This is a genomic window from Pseudomonas sp. IT-P176 (genome assembly GCF_949767245.1).
GTDB lineage: Bacteria > Pseudomonadota > Gammaproteobacteria > Pseudomonadales > Pseudomonadaceae > Aquipseudomonas.
This window is the reverse complement of record NZ_CATKPN010000035.1, coordinates 173815-190997: the sequence shown is the minus strand read 5'-3', so window position 1 is coordinate 190997 and position 17183 is coordinate 173815. Positions and strand designations below refer to the sequence as shown.

Annotated in this window: 13 protein-coding genes; 7 read left to right on the top strand and 6 right to left on the bottom strand. The window is 61.1% G+C overall.

What is annotated here, in order from left to right; all coding sequences use genetic code 11:
• The first annotated feature begins 15 nt into the window (after positions 1-15).
• Positions 16-837, top strand: a complete 822-nt coding sequence (locus ACM6IP_RS06915; protein ID WP_095164976.1) for an ABC transporter substrate-binding protein — start codon at positions 16-18, stop codon at positions 835-837.
• On the top strand, positions 834-1667 hold the full coding sequence (locus ACM6IP_RS06910) for an amino acid ABC transporter permease (RefSeq protein WP_095164978.1): 834 nt from the start codon (positions 834-836) through the stop codon (positions 1665-1667). The genes ACM6IP_RS06915 and ACM6IP_RS06910 overlap by 4 nt, the downstream gene beginning before the upstream one ends.
• Positions 1668-1795: 128 nt before the next feature.
• Here ACM6IP_RS06910 and oadA read toward each other — a convergent pair whose 3' ends face one another.
• On the bottom strand, positions 1796-3601 hold the full coding sequence (oadA, locus tag ACM6IP_RS06905; RefSeq protein ID WP_095164980.1) for a sodium-extruding oxaloacetate decarboxylase subunit alpha: 1806 nt from the start codon (positions 3599-3601) through the stop codon (positions 1796-1798).
• A gap of 11 nt (positions 3602-3612) precedes the next feature.
• On the bottom strand, positions 3613-5028 hold the full coding sequence (locus ACM6IP_RS06900; protein WP_095164982.1) for an acetyl-CoA carboxylase biotin carboxylase subunit: 1416 nt from the start codon (positions 5026-5028) through the stop codon (positions 3613-3615).
• 191 nt (positions 5029-5219) lie between these two features.
• Between ACM6IP_RS06900 and ACM6IP_RS06895 the strand changes: the two genes are divergently transcribed.
• The gene (locus ACM6IP_RS06895) at positions 5220-6182 is read left to right on the top strand and encodes a LysR family transcriptional regulator (RefSeq protein ID WP_095164983.1); all 963 of its coding nucleotides are present in this window, start codon (positions 5220-5222) and stop codon (positions 6180-6182) included.
• Here ACM6IP_RS06895 and ACM6IP_RS06890 read toward each other — a convergent pair.
• Both ACM6IP_RS06890 and hexR read right to left on the bottom strand, forming a co-directional pair.
• Positions 6124-6336, bottom strand: coding sequence for a PA3496 family putative envelope integrity protein (locus ACM6IP_RS06890; RefSeq protein ID WP_095164985.1), 213 nt, complete (start codon positions 6334-6336; stop codon positions 6124-6126). The genes ACM6IP_RS06895 and ACM6IP_RS06890 overlap by 59 nt on opposite strands.
• Positions 6337-6491: 155 nt before the next feature.
• Positions 6492-7358, bottom strand: a complete 867-nt coding sequence (gene hexR / locus ACM6IP_RS06885; protein WP_095164987.1) for a transcriptional regulator HexR — start codon at positions 7356-7358, stop codon at positions 6492-6494.
• A gap of 290 nt (positions 7359-7648) precedes the next feature.
• On the opposite strand from hexR, the gene ACM6IP_RS06880 reads away from it, so the two are divergent.
• Positions 7649-7963, top strand: a complete 315-nt coding sequence (locus ACM6IP_RS06880; RefSeq protein WP_401127106.1) for a hypothetical protein — start codon at positions 7649-7651, stop codon at positions 7961-7963.
• Positions 7964-8045: 82 nt separating this feature from the next.
• On the opposite strand, the gene ACM6IP_RS06875 is transcribed toward ACM6IP_RS06880, so the two are convergent.
• Positions 8046-10913 (bottom strand): EAL domain-containing protein, encoded by a 2868-nt coding sequence (locus ACM6IP_RS06875; RefSeq protein WP_414861198.1) that lies wholly within the window; start codon positions 10911-10913, stop codon positions 8046-8048.
• A 259-nt stretch (positions 10914-11172) separates the two neighbouring features.
• Here ACM6IP_RS06875 and uvrD point away from each other — a divergent pair, with 259 nt between their 5' ends.
• From uvrD to ACM6IP_RS06860, 3 genes are all read left to right on the top strand, one after another.
• Positions 11173-13356 (top strand): DNA helicase II, encoded by a 2184-nt coding sequence (uvrD, locus tag ACM6IP_RS06870; RefSeq protein ID WP_159998637.1) that lies wholly within the window; start codon positions 11173-11175, stop codon positions 13354-13356.
• A gap of 319 nt (positions 13357-13675) precedes the next feature.
• Positions 13676-14551, top strand: a complete 876-nt coding sequence (locus ACM6IP_RS06865) for a Tim44 domain-containing protein (protein ID WP_095164995.1) — start codon at positions 13676-13678, stop codon at positions 14549-14551.
• A gap of 136 nt (positions 14552-14687) precedes the next feature.
• A complete protein-coding gene (locus ACM6IP_RS06860; RefSeq protein WP_095164997.1) occupies positions 14688-15095 on the top strand; it encodes an SMI1/KNR4 family protein in 408 nt (135 codons plus the stop codon).
• 151 nt (positions 15096-15246) lie between these two features.
• On the opposite strand, the gene ACM6IP_RS06855 is transcribed toward ACM6IP_RS06860, so the two are convergent.
• Complete coding sequence (locus ACM6IP_RS06855; protein ID WP_095164999.1) at positions 15247-17010, bottom strand: cation:proton antiporter; 1764 nt, start codon at positions 17008-17010, stop codon at positions 15247-15249.
• Positions 17011-17183: the final 173 nt, after the last annotated feature.

The following is a 17183-nucleotide window of genomic DNA, read 5'->3' as shown; positions in this document are numbered from 1 at the left end:
GTTCAGGGATCGACCGTGAAATTTCAACCACTGCTGGCCCTGGGCCTAACGATTCTGGCTGCCTCCACCCAAGCGTTTGGCGGCGCAACCCTGGACCGGGTCGAGCAGAAGAAGGAGTTGGTAGGGGTGCTGATGGAGAGCTACCCGCCCTTCTCGTTCCTCAACGAACAGAACCAGCTCGATGGTTTCGACGTGGATGTGGCCAAGGCCGTTGCCGACAAGCTTGGGGTCAAGCTGCGCCTGGAAACTCCGTCCTGGGACGTGATCGCCGCCGGGCGCTGGAGCGGTCGATACGACATCTGCATCTGCTCCATGACCCCGAGCAAGGCCCGCGCCGAAGTGTTCGACTTCCCGGTGCAGTACTACGCCTCGCCAGCGGTGATCGTGGTCAACGCCAAGGATGAGCGCATTCACGGGGCCAAGGATCTGAGCGACAAGAAGGTCGGCCTCACCAGCGCCTCCAGCTACGAAAGCTACCTGAACAAGAACCTGGTGATCGAAGGCGCCGAAGACACCCAGTTGCAGTACCCGTTCGAGAACGTGCAGATCGCCCCCTACGACACCGACAACGTGGCCTTCCAGGACCTCGGCCTGGGGGCCGGTGTGCGCCTGGATGCAATCCTCACCAACCTGGTCACCGCCCAGCCGCGCCTGACCCAGGACCAACGCTTCAAGCTCGCCGGCGAGCCGCTGTATTCAGAGCCCAACTCGGTGGCCATCGAGAAAGGCGATGCCCAGTGGGACGCCAAGGTGCGTGAGGTGTTCGCCCAACTGAAACAGGACGGCACCTTGAGCCAGCTGTCGCAGAAATGGATCGGCGCCGACATCAGCCAATGACTTCCTTCCCTCCTCCCCAGCCACCGCAACCGGTGGCTGAGTCGTTGCTCAAGCGCCTCTGCGGTTTTCGCACCCGCCTGTACCTGACCTGGGCGGCGATGTTCGGGTTGTTCGCCAGCTTCTTCCTGAGCTTCGACCTGAAGTTCTCGATCATCCTCGACAAGCTACCGAACCTGGTAGGCCTGCACCTGGCCCCCAATGGTTTCCTGCAAGGGGCCGCGCTGACCCTGTTCCTGTGCCTGTGCTCGATTGTTGCTTCATCGTTGCTGGGCTTCGTCACCGCGCTCGGGCGCCTGTCGAACAGCGCCGTGGCCTTCGGCATCGCCAGCTTTTACGCGTCGTTCTTTCGCGGCACACCGCTGCTGATCCAGATCCTGCTGATCTACCTCGGCCTGCCGCAACTGGGCATCGTCCCGGGCGCCATCGCCGCCGGCATCATTGCCCTGTCGCTGAACTACGGCGCGTACCTGAGCGAGATCTTCCGCGCCGGCATCCTGGGAGTCCCCTACGGCCAACGTGAAGCCTCGCTCGCCCTGGGCATGCGCGAGAGCGTCATCTTCTGGCGCGTGACCCTGCCACAAGCCATGCGCACCATCATCCCGCCCACCACTAACCAGTTCATCTCGATGCTCAAGGATTCGTCGCTGATTTCGGTGATGGGGGTCTGGGAAGTGATGTTCCTGGCACAGTCCTACGGCCGCTCCAGCTACCGCTACATCGAAATGCTCACCACCGCGGCGATCATCTACTGGCTGATGTCGATCGGCCTGGAGCTGATTCAGGCGCGCATGGAAAAGCATTACGGCAAGGCCTACGCCAAGCGCGGCTAGGCTTTCTTGCTCGGCGCCAGCGAGCCCATCCTCCAGGCTTTCCGACCCCTGCAGTCGGCCGTAGAGCAGGCAAAAAAAGGGGAGCATGTGCTCCCCCGAGGTAAAACGTTGCAGATGAAGGCGTTAAATCAGCCTTCGATCTCGATCAGGATTTCGCCCGGGTTGACCCGGTCGCCCTTGGCCACGTGAATGGCGGTGACCTTGCCGGCGATGGCCGATTGCACTTCGGTTTCCATCTTCATCGCTTCGGTGATCAGCACGGCCTGGCCGGCTTTCACAGTGTCGCCTTCCTTGACTAGCACATCGACGATGTTGCCCGGCATGGTGGTGCTGACGTGGCCCGGGGCCGTGGCTTGCTTGCGCTTGCTGCTGCCACCGCCGACAAATTCGTTGAGCGGTTCGAACACCACTTCTTCCGGCATGCCGTCGATGGACAGGTAGAAGTGACGCTTGCCTTCGGCCTTGACGCCCACCCCGGTGATATCGACGCGGTAGGTTTCGCCGTGCACATCGATGACGAATTCGGTCGGCACGCCTTCGCCACCCGCCGAGGTCACGCCGCCAGCTTCAGGAATCGGCAGCAACACTTCCGGAGTCAAGGTGCCGGCTTCGCGCTCTTCGAGGAACTTGCGCCCGATGTCCGGGAACATGGCGTAGGTCAGCACGTCTTCTTCGGACTTGGCCAGCGCGCCGATTTCGCCACGCAGCTTGGTCATTTCCGGCTTCAACAGGTCGGCCGGACGAACGTCGATCACTTCCTCGCTGCCGATTGCCTGGCGACGCAGGTTCTCGTCGACGGCACCCGGCGCCTTGCCGTAACCGCCTTGCAGGTACAGCTTCACCTCGTTGGTGATGGTCTTGTAGCGCTCGCCGGCCAGCACGTTGAAGAACGCCTGGGTGCCAACGATCTGCGAAGTCGGGGTCACCAGCGGTGGGTAGCCGAGGTCATGGCGCACCCGCGGGATTTCCGCCAGCACTTCGCTCATGCGGTTCAGGGCGCCCTGCTCTTTCAACTGGTTGGCCAGGTTGGAAATCATCCCGCCCGGTACCTGGTTGACTTGCACGCGGGTATCGACCGCGGTGAACTCGCTTTCGAACTGGTGGTACTTCTTGCGCACGGCGTAGAAGTACAGGCCGATCTCTTGCAGCAGTTCCAGGTTCAGGCCGGTGTCGAACTCGCTGCCTTTAAGGGCGGCAACCATCGACTCGGTACCCGGGTGGCTGGTGCCCCAGGCGAAGCTGGAGATGGCGGTATCAATGTGTTCGGCACCGTTTTCGATGGCCTTGAGTTGGCACATCGCGGCCAGGCCGGCAGTGTCGTGGCTGTGAATGAACACGGGCAGCGACTGTTCGGCCTTGAGTGCCTTGACCAGTTCGCCGGTGGCGTACGGGGTCAACAGGCCGGCCATGTCCTTGATTGCCACCGAGTCGCAACCCATGGCTTCCATCTGCTTGGCCTGGGCCACGAACGCCTCGATGGTATGCACCGGGCTGGTGGTGTAGGCGATAGTACCCTGGGCGTGCTTGCCGGCAGCTTTCACCGCTTCGATGGCCACCCGCAGGTTACGCACGTCGTTCATCGCGTCGAAGATGCGGAACACGTCGATGCCGTTGACCGCGGCCTTGGCGACGAAGGCCTTGACCACGTCGTCGCTGTAATGGCGATAGCCCAGCAGGTTCTGGCCGCGCAGGAGCATCTGCAGGCGGGTGTTGGGCAAGGCGGCGCGCAGTTTACGCAGGCGCTCCCACGGGTCTTCCTTGAGGAAACGTACGCAGGCATCGAAGGTGGCGCCGCCCCAGCATTCCAGCGACCAGTAGCCGACTTTGTCGAGCTTGTCGCAGATCGGCAGCATGTCTTCGGTGCGCATGCGGGTGGCGAGCAGCGACTGGTGGGCGTCGCGCAGGATGGTGTCGGTAACGTGGATCTTGGACATTGTTATATTCCTCACAGGCCTGCGTGGGCGGCGATGGCGGCGGCGATGGCCAGGGCCAGCTCTTCGGGTTTGCGCTTGATCGAGTAGTTGGTCAGTTCCGGGTGGCTTTCAACGAAGCTGGTATTGAACTGGCCGCTACGGAATTCCGGGTTGCGCAGGATTTCCTGATAGTACGCAGCGGTGGTCTTGACCCCCTGCAGGCGCATGTCGTCGAGGGCGCGCAAGCCACGGTCCATGGCCTCTTCCCAGGTCAAAGCCCAAACCACCAGTTTCAGGCACATCGAATCGTAGAACGGTGGAATGGTGTAGCCGGTGTAGATCGCCGTGTCGGTACGCACGCCAGGGCCGCCGGGGGCGTAGTAGCGAGTGATCTTGCCGAAGCTGGGCAGGAAGTTGTTCTTCGGGTCTTCGGCGTTGATGCGGAACTGCAACGCGAAACCACGGTGATGAATGTCTTCCTGTTTCACCGACAGTGGCAGGCCGGAAGCAATGCGGATCTGCTCACGGACAATGTCGATACCGGTGATTTCCTCGGTGATGGTGTGTTCCACCTGCACCCGGGTGTTCATTTCCATGAAGTACACCTCGCCCTCGGCGAGCAGGAACTCCACGGTGCCGGCGTTCTCGTAGCCCACGGCCTTGGCTGCGCGCACCGACAGGTCGCCGATGTAGGCGCGCTGTTCCGGGGTCAGTTGTGGGCTGGGGGCGATTTCGATCAGCTTCTGGTTACGGCGCTGGATCGAGCAGTCGCGCTCGAACAGGTGCACCACGTTGCCAAAGCTGTCGCCGAGGATCTGCGCTTCGATGTGCTTGGGATTGACGATGCATTTTTCCAGGAACACTTCCGCCGAACCGAAGGCCTTGGTGGCCTCGGAAATGACGCGAGGGAAGTTCTGTTCGAGTTCTTCGCGGCTGTTGCAGCGACGAATACCACGGCCGCCACCACCGGAAGTGGCCTTGAGCATCACCGGGTAGCCGATGCGGTCGCCTTCGGTGAGGGCTTCTTCGATGCCCGCGACGTTGCCTTCGGTGCCTGGAGTTACTGGTACGCCCGCCTTGATCATGCTGCGGCGCGCTTCAGTCTTGTCGCCCATGCGGCGAATGACTTCTGCCGACGGGCCGATGAACTTGATCCCTCGTTCTGCGCAGATATCTGCCAGTTCGGCGTTTTCCGAGAGGAACCCATAACCTGGGTGCAACGCGTCGCAACCGGTTTCCACGGCCAGGTTCACCAGCTTGCGCGGGTTCAGGTAACCGGCCAATGGCTCGGCACCGATGCTGTGGGCCTCATCGGCGCGCTTCACATGCAAGGCATGACGGTCGGCGTCGGAATAAATGGCAACCGAGCGAATGCCCATCTCGGCGCAGGCACGTACGATTCGTACGGCAATTTCACCACGGTTGGCGATCAGGATCTTTGTTATCACTTGGAGTTTCCCTTGAGCCGGTTGCTACCCACGACCCGCTAGACCGGGTCGGCGAGTGACTAAATGTTTCAAGCCAGTCGCAGAGCCACACTATCCCGCGCAAGGGATTAACAAAAATCAATAATTATTGGGTTAGCTATAAGTAAAGACTTATAGTTGAGCGACAGGCCCGCCACCAGAGCACCTATATAATGCGTAAGTCATTGATGCGTATGACATTACGGCAATTGCAGATCTTCAATGAAGTCTGCGATTTACGCTCCTACAGCCGCGCAGCTGAGGAAATGTCACTCACACAACCGGCCGTCAGCCTACAAATTCGTCAGCTTGAAGAGCTGGTTGGGCAGCCATTGTTCGATTATGTCGGTAAAAAGCTCTACATGACCGAAGCAGCTGAAGCGTTACAGCGCGCCAGTCGGGACATCTTTGGCCGCCTGGAAAACCTCGATATGCAGCTGTCCGACATGCAGGGTTCGCTGCAAGGACAGCTGAAACTGGCGGTGGAATCCAGCGCCAAGTACTTCGTCCCCCATCTGTTCGCCGCCTTCAAGCGCCAGCACCCGGAAGTCAATTTGCAACTGACGGTAGTCAACCGTGGGCAAGTGATCCGGCGCCTGTCGGATAACCGCGACGACCTGGTGATCATGTCCATGGTGCCGCAGGACATGGGCCTGGAATTCCTGCCCTTCCTCAATAACCCGATTGTCGCCGTCGCCCCGCCTGACCATCCGCTGTGCCACATGGGCCCCCTGCGCTTGCAGGACCTTGAGCCTTACACCTTGCTGTTGCGCGAGCCTGGTTCCGGGACGCGCCTGGCCTGTGAAGAGTATTTCAAGGAGAAGCGCGTGCACTTCAACCAGACCCAGGAGGTCTCGTCGGCCGAGGCCCAGCGCGAATGTGTGGTGGCGGGTCTGGGCGTGGCGCTGTTGACGCGACACGCCCTGAACCTGGAGTTGGCGACCGGCGGGCTCAAGGAGCTGCCGGTCGAAGAGCTGCCGTTGTATCGCAGCTGGTGCGTGGTGCAGGCCAAAGCCAAGCGCCTGTCACCGGTCGCGCATGCGTTCCTGGGATTTATCCGCAATGAACGGGTGCAGATCAGCGCGCTGGTTGAGCGCTTCGACGCGAAGCTGCCGGGCTCGCTTGCCAGTAATTGAGCTCAAGGCTGTCGGAAAAATCGCCAATCTCGGCGAGAAGTTGCCGGCGCTCACAACGATCTTCAATCGCGCGGCGGAACGCCATGCGGCGCTGGTCTTCCTGCTGACGGCGGGTTTTGATAGCGCTGTTGCGTTCTTCGTAGGGCTGGGCCATTTCGAGTCTCCCAAGGCGAGTACGGGAGTTTCAAGATAGACCGCCGGGATGACGGTTTGGCTGCGCGTGGGTTACAGGGATGTGAACATTGGCAGACGTCTTGGCGAGCAGGCTCGCGATAAGATCGCCAAGACCTGCCACCATCGCGATCGAAATCAGTCGTCCAGCGCCTTCACCGACTTGGGCGACAAGCGCAAGCTGCGCAGGCTGCGCTTGACGCTCTTGAGGTGGTTAACCAGGCTCGGGCCACGCGCCATGGCCACGCCCATGGCCAACACGTCGATCACCACCAGGTGGGCGATACGCGAGGTCAGCGGGGTGTAGATTTCGGTGTCCTCATGCACATCGATTGCCAGGTTGACGGTCGACAGCTCGGCCAGCGGCGTCTGGCTCGGGCACAAGGTGATCAACGACGCACCGCTCTCACGCACCAGATTGGCGGTGATCAGCAGGTCCTTGGAACGCCCGGACTGGGAAATGCAGATCGCCACATCAGAGGGTTTCAACGTGACCGCCGACATCGCCTGCATGTGCGGGTCGGAATACGCTGCAGCCGTCAGCAGCAAGCGAAAGAATTTATGCTGGGCATCCGCCGCCACCGCGCCAGATGCACCAAAACCGTAGAACTCGACACGCTGGGCCTGGGACATGAGCGTCACGGCCCGCTGCAGTTCGATCGGATCGAGCTTCTCGCGAACCTCCATCAGGGTGTGCAGGGTGGTGTCGAAAATTTTCAGGCTGTAGTCGGCGACCGAATCGTCTTCGTGGATCGCGAACTGGCCGAAACTCGCACCCGCCGCCAGGCTCTGGGCCAGCTTCAATTTCAGGTCCTGGAAGCCGGAACAGCCGATGGCCCGACAGAAGCGCACGATGGTCGGTTCGCTGATGCCAACGCTGTGGGCAAGATCGGCCATGGAGCTGTGCATCACTGCCGCAGGGTCAAGCAGCACGTGGTCGGCAACCTTGAGTTCCGATTTGCGTAACAGGTGGCGAGACTGGGCGATATGTTGCAACAGGTTCAAAGGGCAGGACTCATTGTTATGGGCAGGCGCCGGGGATGTAGCAAGCTTGTAGTTATACTACAAGAATTCACTTTTTGCCTGCTCAATGCATAACTCCATGTCCCCAGCCTGCGCCATGCGCGCTGCATGTAGCCCTCAGAGCGCAGACCGGCCTGGCACCCGGTGCTGCACGCCGACGAAAAACACATCTACATACTAGGACACTACATATGTAGCGCATTCATCCTCCCCTGTAGAAGGATAGTGACAGTGCAGGACACACACACTATTCATTACAGGAGTTAATAACCATGAGTCTTACTACATGTGGCTGGGTAGCCCAGCAGGACCTTATGCCAGTCAGCCCGACCTTTCGCACCTATGGCACGGTCACCGTCGCCCATTCGGGCATTACCCCCAGGCTGACCAAAAGCAGCCAGCAACCTAACCCAAGCGCCTTGAGACTGGACCTTACGCTGGAGCATACCGAGCAAAACGCTCTACTCGTTGAGGTGGATAAAACTGTCGAGTTCAGGCAATCCGGCGACTTGAAACTGACGGCCGTCAGCATTTTCTACGAAGGCACCTTGCTGGTGCACCTGGGTGACATCCAGGTTACTCACTGAATTCAGGAAGTCATTCCTGGAGCTTGACCATGCCAGCCAACGACCCATAGGAGCCGGTGGCTGGCATGCCTAAGACCGCCCCTCATCTGCCATCCTGGGCACGCAACTGCTCGGCAAGCGCAACGGCCTCCACAGGCCGACTGATCAGATAGCCTTGCACCTCATCGCAGCGCGATGCCTTGAGAAACTCAAGCTGCTCCTGCCGCTCTACGCCTTCCGCGACGACCTTCAGCGACAAGCCATGGGCCATGGCAATGATTGCCCGGGTGATTGCCGCATCGGCACAGCCCTCGCCCAGGCCGCGGATAAACGCCTGGTCAATCTTCACGTAGTCCACGGGAATGCGCTTGAGGTAACTCAACGACGAGTAGCCGGTGCCAAAATCATCGATCGCCAGTTTCACCCCGAGATCACGCAGCTGCTGAAAGGTAGCAATGATGTGTTCGACGCTGTCGAGCAACTGGCTTTCGGTCAGTTCCAGCTCCAGGTAGCGTGGCTCCAGGCCGGTTTCCTCGAGGACCTGGCGCACCAGGCTGACCAGCTTGCCCTGGCGCAATTGATGCACCGACAAATTCACCGAAACCCGGATCGGCGCCAACCCCTGGCGCTGCCACTCGCATGCCTGCCAGCAGGCCTGACGCAACACGAATTCGCCAATCGGGCCGATCAACCCGGTTTCCTCTGCCAAACCGATGAACTCAGCCGGCGGCACCTGCCCCATGGTCGGATGGTCCCAGCGCACCAGCGCTTCGGCAGCGTTCAGGCGACCGCTGGCCAGACACTGCTTGGGCTGGTAATAGACTTTCAGCTGTCGCTCCTCGACGGCCTTGCGCAACTGGTTTTCCAGTTGCAGGCGCTCAAGGGTGCTGGCCTGCAAGCTGTCGGTGTAGAACTGGAAATTGTTGCCGCCCAGGTGCTTGGCGTGCTGCATGGCCATGTTCGACTGGCTGACCAGCGCGGAAATTTCCCGCGCGTTATCCGGCAGCATGCTGATACCCATCGAGGCACTGACTACCAGCTCATGCCCATCGATGCTCAACGGCACCCGCAGCTTGGTCGCCAACCGAGTGGCGACCCGCGCCAGACTCGACAGGCTGCCATAGGCATCAAACAGCACGGCAAACTCATCCCCGGACAAACGGGCGATGGTGTCCGCTTCCGGCAGCGCGTTCACCAGGCGCCGGGCCATTTTCTGCAACAACTGGTCGGCCACATCATGGCCCAGGCTGTCGTTGAGCAATTTGAAGCGATCCAGGTTGATGTGCAGCAGCGCCAAGCTGCGACCGCCCTGGCGCACCCGCTGATGAGCGTCCTGCAGACGCTCACGGAACAGCGCACGGTTGGCCAGCCCGGTGAGCTCGTCGTAGTGGGTCAGGTAGCGCATGCGCTCTTCGGATTCGCGCCGAGCGGAGAGATCGGCGAAGAAGCCCACAATATGGCTCACAGTTCCCCGGGAATCGCGCACTACGTTCAGCTGCAACCATTGCGGGTAGAGCTCGCCGTTCTTGCGCGCCTCCACCAACTCGCCCTGCCAACTGCCGTTTTGTTCCAGCGCCTGATGAATCGTTGGGTAGTGGCGGCGGGCGTCACGACTGCAGGGAAGCTCGATCACATTGCGCCCCAGCAGGTCCTCGGCCTGATAACCAGTTACCCGGCTGAACGCCTGATTGACCGCAATCAACGCGTAATTCGGATCGAAAATCACAATGCCTTCGCTGGCGGCCTCAAACACCGTCGCCGCCAACTGGCGCTGTTCTTCCAGGCCTTTGCTGGCGCTGATGTCGCGCCGCGTGCCAACCATGCGCAGCACACGACCATCAGGGTCGCGCTCCACCGCGCGCCCCCGGTCCTCAATCCAGACCCAGTGCCCGTCACCGTGACGCACGCGGTACTCGATCTGGTAATCCTCGCTGCGCCCCTTCAAATGCGCGACCAGTGCCCGCCGCAGCGGCGGCAAGTCCGAGGGATGCAGGCGCGGCTTGAGGTGGCTGAGCATCTCGGTGATGAACTCGGGCTCGATCCCGAACAACTCCTTGAGCTGGGTGTGATGCACTTCGTCGGTTTGCAGATTCCAGTCCCACAAGCCCAGTTCGCTGGCCTTCAACGCCAGCGCCAGGCGCGCTTCGCTTTTGCTCAGCGCCTGGTTGGCGGCGTCCAGTTCGAGGCTGCGTTGCGCCACCCGAGTCTCCAGGCCGACTTGCGCGGTGCGCAGCTCGGCTTCGGCCTGGCGGCGCTGGTCGATTTCCCGCGCCAGTTCCTGGTTGAGTTGGTCACTACCGCTTTGCGCCTGCCGCAAATGCTCGATCAGCGCCTGATTCTGAAAGCGGCGCAACAACCCTCGTCCGATCAGCCGGTTGACCTGCCACGCCACCACACTCAAGGAGCCCAGCAGAATCAGGCCGAGCCAGCCCCAGCCCTGCTGCTGTTGATCGCCGCCCCAGAACAGATAGCCGATGGCCGGCAGCAGGCAGGGCAACGTAAAGGACAGGAAGGCCGACAGGCTGACCGCGTAGGCGACACTTGCGCACAGGGTGGCCGCGCCGATCAGGCCAAACACCCAGGCTTGCTGCAGGAAACTGTCGGTGGGCACCAGGGCGATACCAGCTGCGGCCAAGGTCAGGCCACTGAGGGCCGACCCCAGCAGGAACATGCGCCGCCAGATCGGCTGCGCCTGGCGGCTGGGCATGGCCGAATCGAAGGCTGCCACCTGGATCACCCGCAATGCCACCAGCAACAGCAACCAGACCAGCCAGGCACTGACCAGCACATAACGCTGCGGGTCCCAGAGCAAAGCGGCGCAGACCAGGCCATTGAGCAACATCAGCAAGGTCGGCAGCAGCGAGCCCTGGTACAGCATACGCGTGCGCTCGACCGCCATCTCCATGGCGTACTGCTTGCGGATAACCTGCGGCTCCACGAAGGATCCTGCCAGGCTGGAGCTGAAGGTCATAGGCGATATTCTTGTTCTTATAGAGGGGGCATGCGTGCCCGAAACGTCGACGGAGCATACACAAGCAAGCACCCTGACCAAACTGGCGCGAGGGATAAAATCGACGAAAGCGAGTGCCTGGCAAAACCGCGCAAAACCGCAGAGCCGCGGCCTGTAAGGGCCGCTGCCGCGTGACTGGGTGGTCGCCCTCGGCAACTCTTTCATCGGTTAATGCAAAGCTCGGTTTGCCCGGTTTGACGCGGCACCCTAGAATGCCCCGATGCGCGATGACCTCTCCCTTTTGCTGAACTCACTCAACGATGCCCAACGCCAGGCCGTAGCTGCCTCCGTGGGTCGTCAGTTGGTCCTGGCCGGTGCTGGCTCCGGTAAAACCCGTGTGCTGGTGCACCGTATCGCCTGGTTGATCCAGGTCGAAAACGCCTCGCCTCACTCAATCCTGTCGGTGACCTTCACCAACAAGGCTGCTGCCGAGATGCGCCATCGCATCGAGCAACTGATGGGTATCAACCCGGCCGGCATGTGGGTCGGCACCTTCCACGGCCTGGCGCACCGCCTGTTGCGGGCGCACTGGCAGGAGGCCGGCCTGAGCCAGACGTTCCAGATCCTCGACAGCGACGACCAGCAGCGGCTGGTCAAGCGGGTGATCCGTGAGCTGGGCCTCGACGAGCAGCGCTGGCCGGCCCGCCAGGCCCAGTGGTTCATCAACGGCCAGAAAGACGAAGGCCTGCGTCCACAACACATCCAGGCCAGTGGCGACCTGTTCCTGGGCACCATGCGCAGCATCTATGAGGCCTACGAGGCCGCGTGCCTGCGCGCCGGTGTCATCGACTTCTCCGAGTTGCTGCTGCGCGCCCTCGACCTGTGGCGCGACCATCCGGGCTTGCTGGCGCACTACCAGAAACGCTTCCGCCATATCCTGGTAGACGAGTTCCAGGACACCAACGCCGTGCAGTACGCCTGGTTGCGCCTGCTGGCCAAGGGCGGCGACAGCCTGATGGTGGTGGGTGACGACGACCAGTCGATCTACGGCTGGCGCGGGGCGAAAATCGAGAACATCTATCAGTACTCCGACGACTTCCCGGATGCCGAGACCATTCGCCTGGAACAGAACTATCGCTCCACCGCCGGTATCCTCAAGGCGGCGAACGCCCTGATCGCCAACAATACCGGGCGCATGGGCAAAGAACTGTGGACCGATGGCGGTGAAGGCGAAGCGATCAACCTCTACGCCGCCTTTAATGAACACGACGAAGCCCGCTACGTTGTCGAAACCATCGAAAGCGCGCTGAAAACCGGCTTGGCGCGCAGCGATATTGCGATTTTGTACCGCTCCAACGCCCAATCTCGGGTGTTGGAAGAAGCCCTGCTGCGCGAACGCATCCCGTACCGCATCTATGGCGGCCAGCGCTTCTTCGAACGTGCTGAAATCAAGAACGCCATGGCTTACCTGCGCTTGCTTGAAGGGCGCGGCAACGACGCGGCCCTGGAGCGGGTGATCAACGTTCCGGCGCGTGGCATTGGCGAGAAAACCGTCGAAGCCATCCGCGACCACGCTCGCCACAGCGATGTGTCGATGTGGGAAGCCATGCGCTTGCTGATCGCCAATAAAGGCCTGACTGGCCGCGCTGCCGGCGCCCTGGGCGCCTTCATCGAGCTGATCGACAACCTGGCGGCGAAAACCGCCGAGATGCCGCTGCACTTGATGACCCAGACCGTCATCGAGCAGTCGGGGCTGATTGCCTACCACGAAGCGGAAAAAGGCGAGAAAGGCCAGGCCCGGGTAGAAAACCTTGAGGAATTGGTCAGCGCCGCGCGCAACTTCGAGAACAGCGAAGAAGACGAAGAGCTGACGCCACTGGCTGCTTTCCTCGGCCATGCCTCCCTGGAGGCCGGCGATACCCAGGCCGACGAGCACGAAGACAGCATCCAGTTGATGACCCTGCACAGCGCCAAGGGCCTGGAATTCCCCTACGTGTTCCTGGTCGGTATGGAAGAGGGTCTGTTCCCGCACAAGATGAGCCTGGAAGAGCCCGGCCGTCTTGAAGAGGAGCGTCGCCTGGCGTACGTCGGCATTACCCGCGCCATGCAGAACCTGGTGATGACCTACGCTGAAACCCGGCGCCTGTATGGCAGCGAGACCTACAACAAGGTCTCGCGTTTCGTACGCGAAGTACCCAAGGGCCTGATTCAGGAAGTGCGGCTGTCCAATAGCGTCAGCCGGCCGTTCGGCGGTGGCCAGAAGCAGAGTTCGAGCAGCATGTTCGCCGGCACGGAAATCCCCGAAACCGCGTTCAGCCTCGGCCAGCAAGTGCAGCACGCGGTGTTCGGCGAAGGGGTGATTCTCAACTTCGAAGGCGCCGGGGCCCAGGCCCGGGTGCAAGTGAACTTCAGCGAAGGCAGCAAGTGGCTGATGCTCGGCTACGCCAAGCTGGAAGCGATCTAAAGGCTCGCGCGCGTCCTTGTGGGAGAGCGCCGGACGGCGCTCCGTCTGCTTGCGAATAGCTACACCGCCGTTTATCAGATGCATCGAGGCGTGTGCATTCGCGAGCAGGCTCGCTCCTACAGGATGCGGCGTTGATCTTTGCTCCTAGTCCTTCTGAACTTGTCGGCCCATCCCACAGACAAAAGTACATAGCCCTACGCAGGCCGGCTGAGCTGAACCCAGCCTGTCAGGCAAAAGCCCGAAACACTCTGCCGCTAGCCAGCAACACTTCACCTGTGCAACATGGCGCGCGTGCCATCCACAAATGGGAACTCCCTTTATGAAACGTTTTCTTAGCATCGCCATGGCGTTGTGCATCGGCCTGACGATGAGCCTGGACGCCAACGCCAAGCGCTTTGGTGGCGGCAAGAGCTCCGGCGCTGCGCCGACTCACCAGACCAGCCAAATGGCTCCTTCTTCTCCTGGCATGGGCGGCGCTGCGGCGACCGCTGGTGCTGCCGGTGCCGCGGGCGCTGCGGCCAAGGCCGGCGGTGCTTCGCGCTGGCTCGGCCCGCTGGCCGGTATCGCCGCTGGCGGCCTGCTGGCGTCCATGTTCATGGGCGGTGGCTTCCAGGGCATGCAGATCTTCGACATCCTGATCATGGCGGTCATCGCCTTCGTGATCTTCCGCTTCATCGCCGCTCGTCGTCGCAAGCAGCAAGAGCACCTGGCCCCAGCCGGTCACGCGCCAATGCAGCGTGAAGTGTTCGAGAACAAGCCTGCCATGGGTTCGATCTTCGGTGGTTCTGCCGCTCCGGCTGCCGCTCGTCCGGTGATCAACGCTCCGGCCTGGTTCAACGAAGAGCGCTTCATTGAAGCCGCGCGCAACCACTTCCAGTCCCTGCAGCAGCACTGGGACGCCAACGAAATGGACAAGATCGCCGAGTTCGTGACCCCACAACTGCTGGAGTTCCTCAAGCGCGAACGTGCCGACCTGGGCGACGGCTTCCAGTCGACCTACATCGACAACCTCACCGTGCAACTGGACGGCGTAGATGATCGCGCCGACAAGACCATCGCCACCCTGACCTTCAGCGGCGTGTCGAAAACCTCGCGTTTCGACCAGGGCGAAGTGTTCAGCGAAAGCTGGAACATGGAACGTCCGCAAGGCGACAACCAGCCTTGGCTGGTCGCCGGTATTCGCCAGAACGGCTAATACCTCGCGCGGTTCGCATGCAGTAATAAAAACCCCAGCCTCGGCTGGGGTTTTCTATTTCGCGGTTGCATCTATAGCAAGCTACTGTATAAACCGCCCCAACCAAACCGCGCCATTGAGCAAGAGGATCCCGGACGTGGAAGAAATCATCGAACAACTGCGAGAAGCCAACGAACCGGTACCGGTGCCCTTGGAGCTGCCTGACGAAGACCAACTGGTGGAAATCGAGGAACAACTGTTCATCGACATCCCGTTTGTCTTCAGGGAATTCCTGCTGACCGTCAGCGACGTGGTCTACGGCAGCCTGGAACCTGTGACTGTCACAGACCCGCAATCCCACACCTACCTGCCGGACGTTGCCGCCAACGCCTGGGACGCAGGCGTGGACCGTAGCCTGATCCCTATCTGCCAGGATGGTGACGACTACTACTGCGTCGAAGAAGACGGCACCGTGGTGCTGTGGCAAGCCGAAGACGAACTGGTTGCCGAAGAAACCTGGGAATCGGTATGGCACTGGGCGCGGGACGTCTGGCTGGAAAGCTGAGTCTGGCCCCCTGCCTGCGGTTGCTGTAGCCGCTGGCGAAGCTTGCGTTCGGTTGCGCAGCAACCGCCAGGGCCCTCGAACAGGCGACGGCTACGCCGCCGAACGCAGGTTCGCAGGCTCGGCAGCTGCTACGGGTCTACGGATCTGCGCTTCAATGGCCGGACGACTCCTTGTGGTTGTCCAGGGTTTCCAGCAGGGCCACCTGCATCCGCGTATGCACACGGATGAACCAGCGCCAGAGGAGCGCCGCCACCGCGGCGGTGACCACGGCAATCAGCAACAGCAACTTGTTGGTCGGTAAAATACTGGCCGACAAGGCTGCCAGCAGCAGGAAAATCACCAGCAGCGAGAGAATCGGGATCACTTCGGCGATCACCCGGCGCACCCGTTGTGTGTGGCGGCCAGCCATCTCCGGCTTCACCCCCATTTCCGCCAGCAGCATCGAGAGCGCCTTGATCTTGCGATAGGCGGCAATCAGGAACGGCAGCGACACCAGCAGCGCCCCACCCCAGATCAGGGCCTTCTGCCAGCTCGGATCGCTGATCCAGTCCTGCAGATAAGCCGACATGCGTTCGGCGAAAAAACCGCCCGAGAGGAAGATCGCCACCACCAGCGCCAGGTTCACCCCCACCTGCAGCAGAATCCGCCGGATCATCGACGCCAGCAGCGCGCCCTCACCCTGCGGCTGGATACTGCGCAACCATTCGCCATACATTCCCAGCACCCGGCCAAGGCGCGTCGGTATAACCGCGGCGAGCTTGATCGAGAGTGGGTCAGCCGCGCGAATCAGGTACGGCGTCAGCAGCGTGGTGATCACCGAGACGGCGACCGCCACCGGGTAGAGGAAGTTGCTGGTGACCTGCAAGGTCATGCCCAGCGCCGCGATGATGAAGGAGAACTCACCGATCTGTGACAGGCCCATGCCAACCCGCAGCGAGGTGCGTCCATCGTTGCCGGCAATAAAGGCCCCCAGGCCGCAGGACAGCATCTTGCCCAGTACCACGGCGACGGTGATCACCGCAATCGGCCAGGCGTACTGCAACAGAATCAGCGGATCGAGCATCAGGCCAATGGCGACAAAAAAGATTGCGCTGAACAGGTCGCGTACGGGTTCGATCAGGCGCTCGATTTTCAGCAATTGCCGCGACTCAGCCATGATCGCGCCAATCAGGAACGCCCCCAGTACCATGCTGTACTCCAGCTTGACCACCAGCAGGCAAAAGCCGAAACACAGGCCCAGCACGGTGATCAGCAGCATTTCATTGCTTTCGAATTTCGCCACGTAGGCCAGCAGCCGCGGCACCAGCAGGATGCCGATGACCAGCGCGACGATCATGAACAGCGAGAGTTTGCCGACGGTGGAAAACACCTCGCCCGAACTCACGGTACCGCTCACCGCGATGCTCGACAGCAAGGCAATGATACCGATCCCCAGGATGTCCTCGACGATCAGCACGCCAAAAATCAGCTGGGCAAAACGCTCGTTCTTCATCTTCAGGTCGTTGAGCGCCTTGACGATGATGGTGGTCGAGGAGATCGCCAGGATCGCCCCGAGAAACAGCGAATCCATGGTGTTCCAGTCGAACCAGCGGCCAATTTCGTAGCCGATCCAGATCATCAGCACGATTTCCAGGAACGCCGCGATAAACGCCGTAGCGCCGACCTTGAACAACTTGCGCAAGCTGAACTCGAGGCCGAGGCAGAACATCAGGAAAATCACCCCCAGCTCGGCCAGGGTCTTGATGGTCTGCTCGTCATGGATCAGGCCGAATGGCGGGGTGTGCGGGCCAATGATGAAGCCGGCAACAATGTACCCCAGGACCACGGGCTGCTTGAAGCGATGAAACAGTACGGTCACCACCCCCGCCACCAGCATGATCACTGCCAAATCCTGAATGAAACTGATGGCATGCATGGCGAAGGCTCCTTGATGGGGGTGCTGTAGGCGTGACGCGAGAAAAAGCCTGTCGAACGGGCTTTTGAAGGGTAACACCGCGACTTCCGGCAGAAACGCGGTGCAATATATGGAAACAGATGGATACAAGCGTGACGACCGCGAGCGGCGCGGCGTCCCGTTAAGGATGCTTT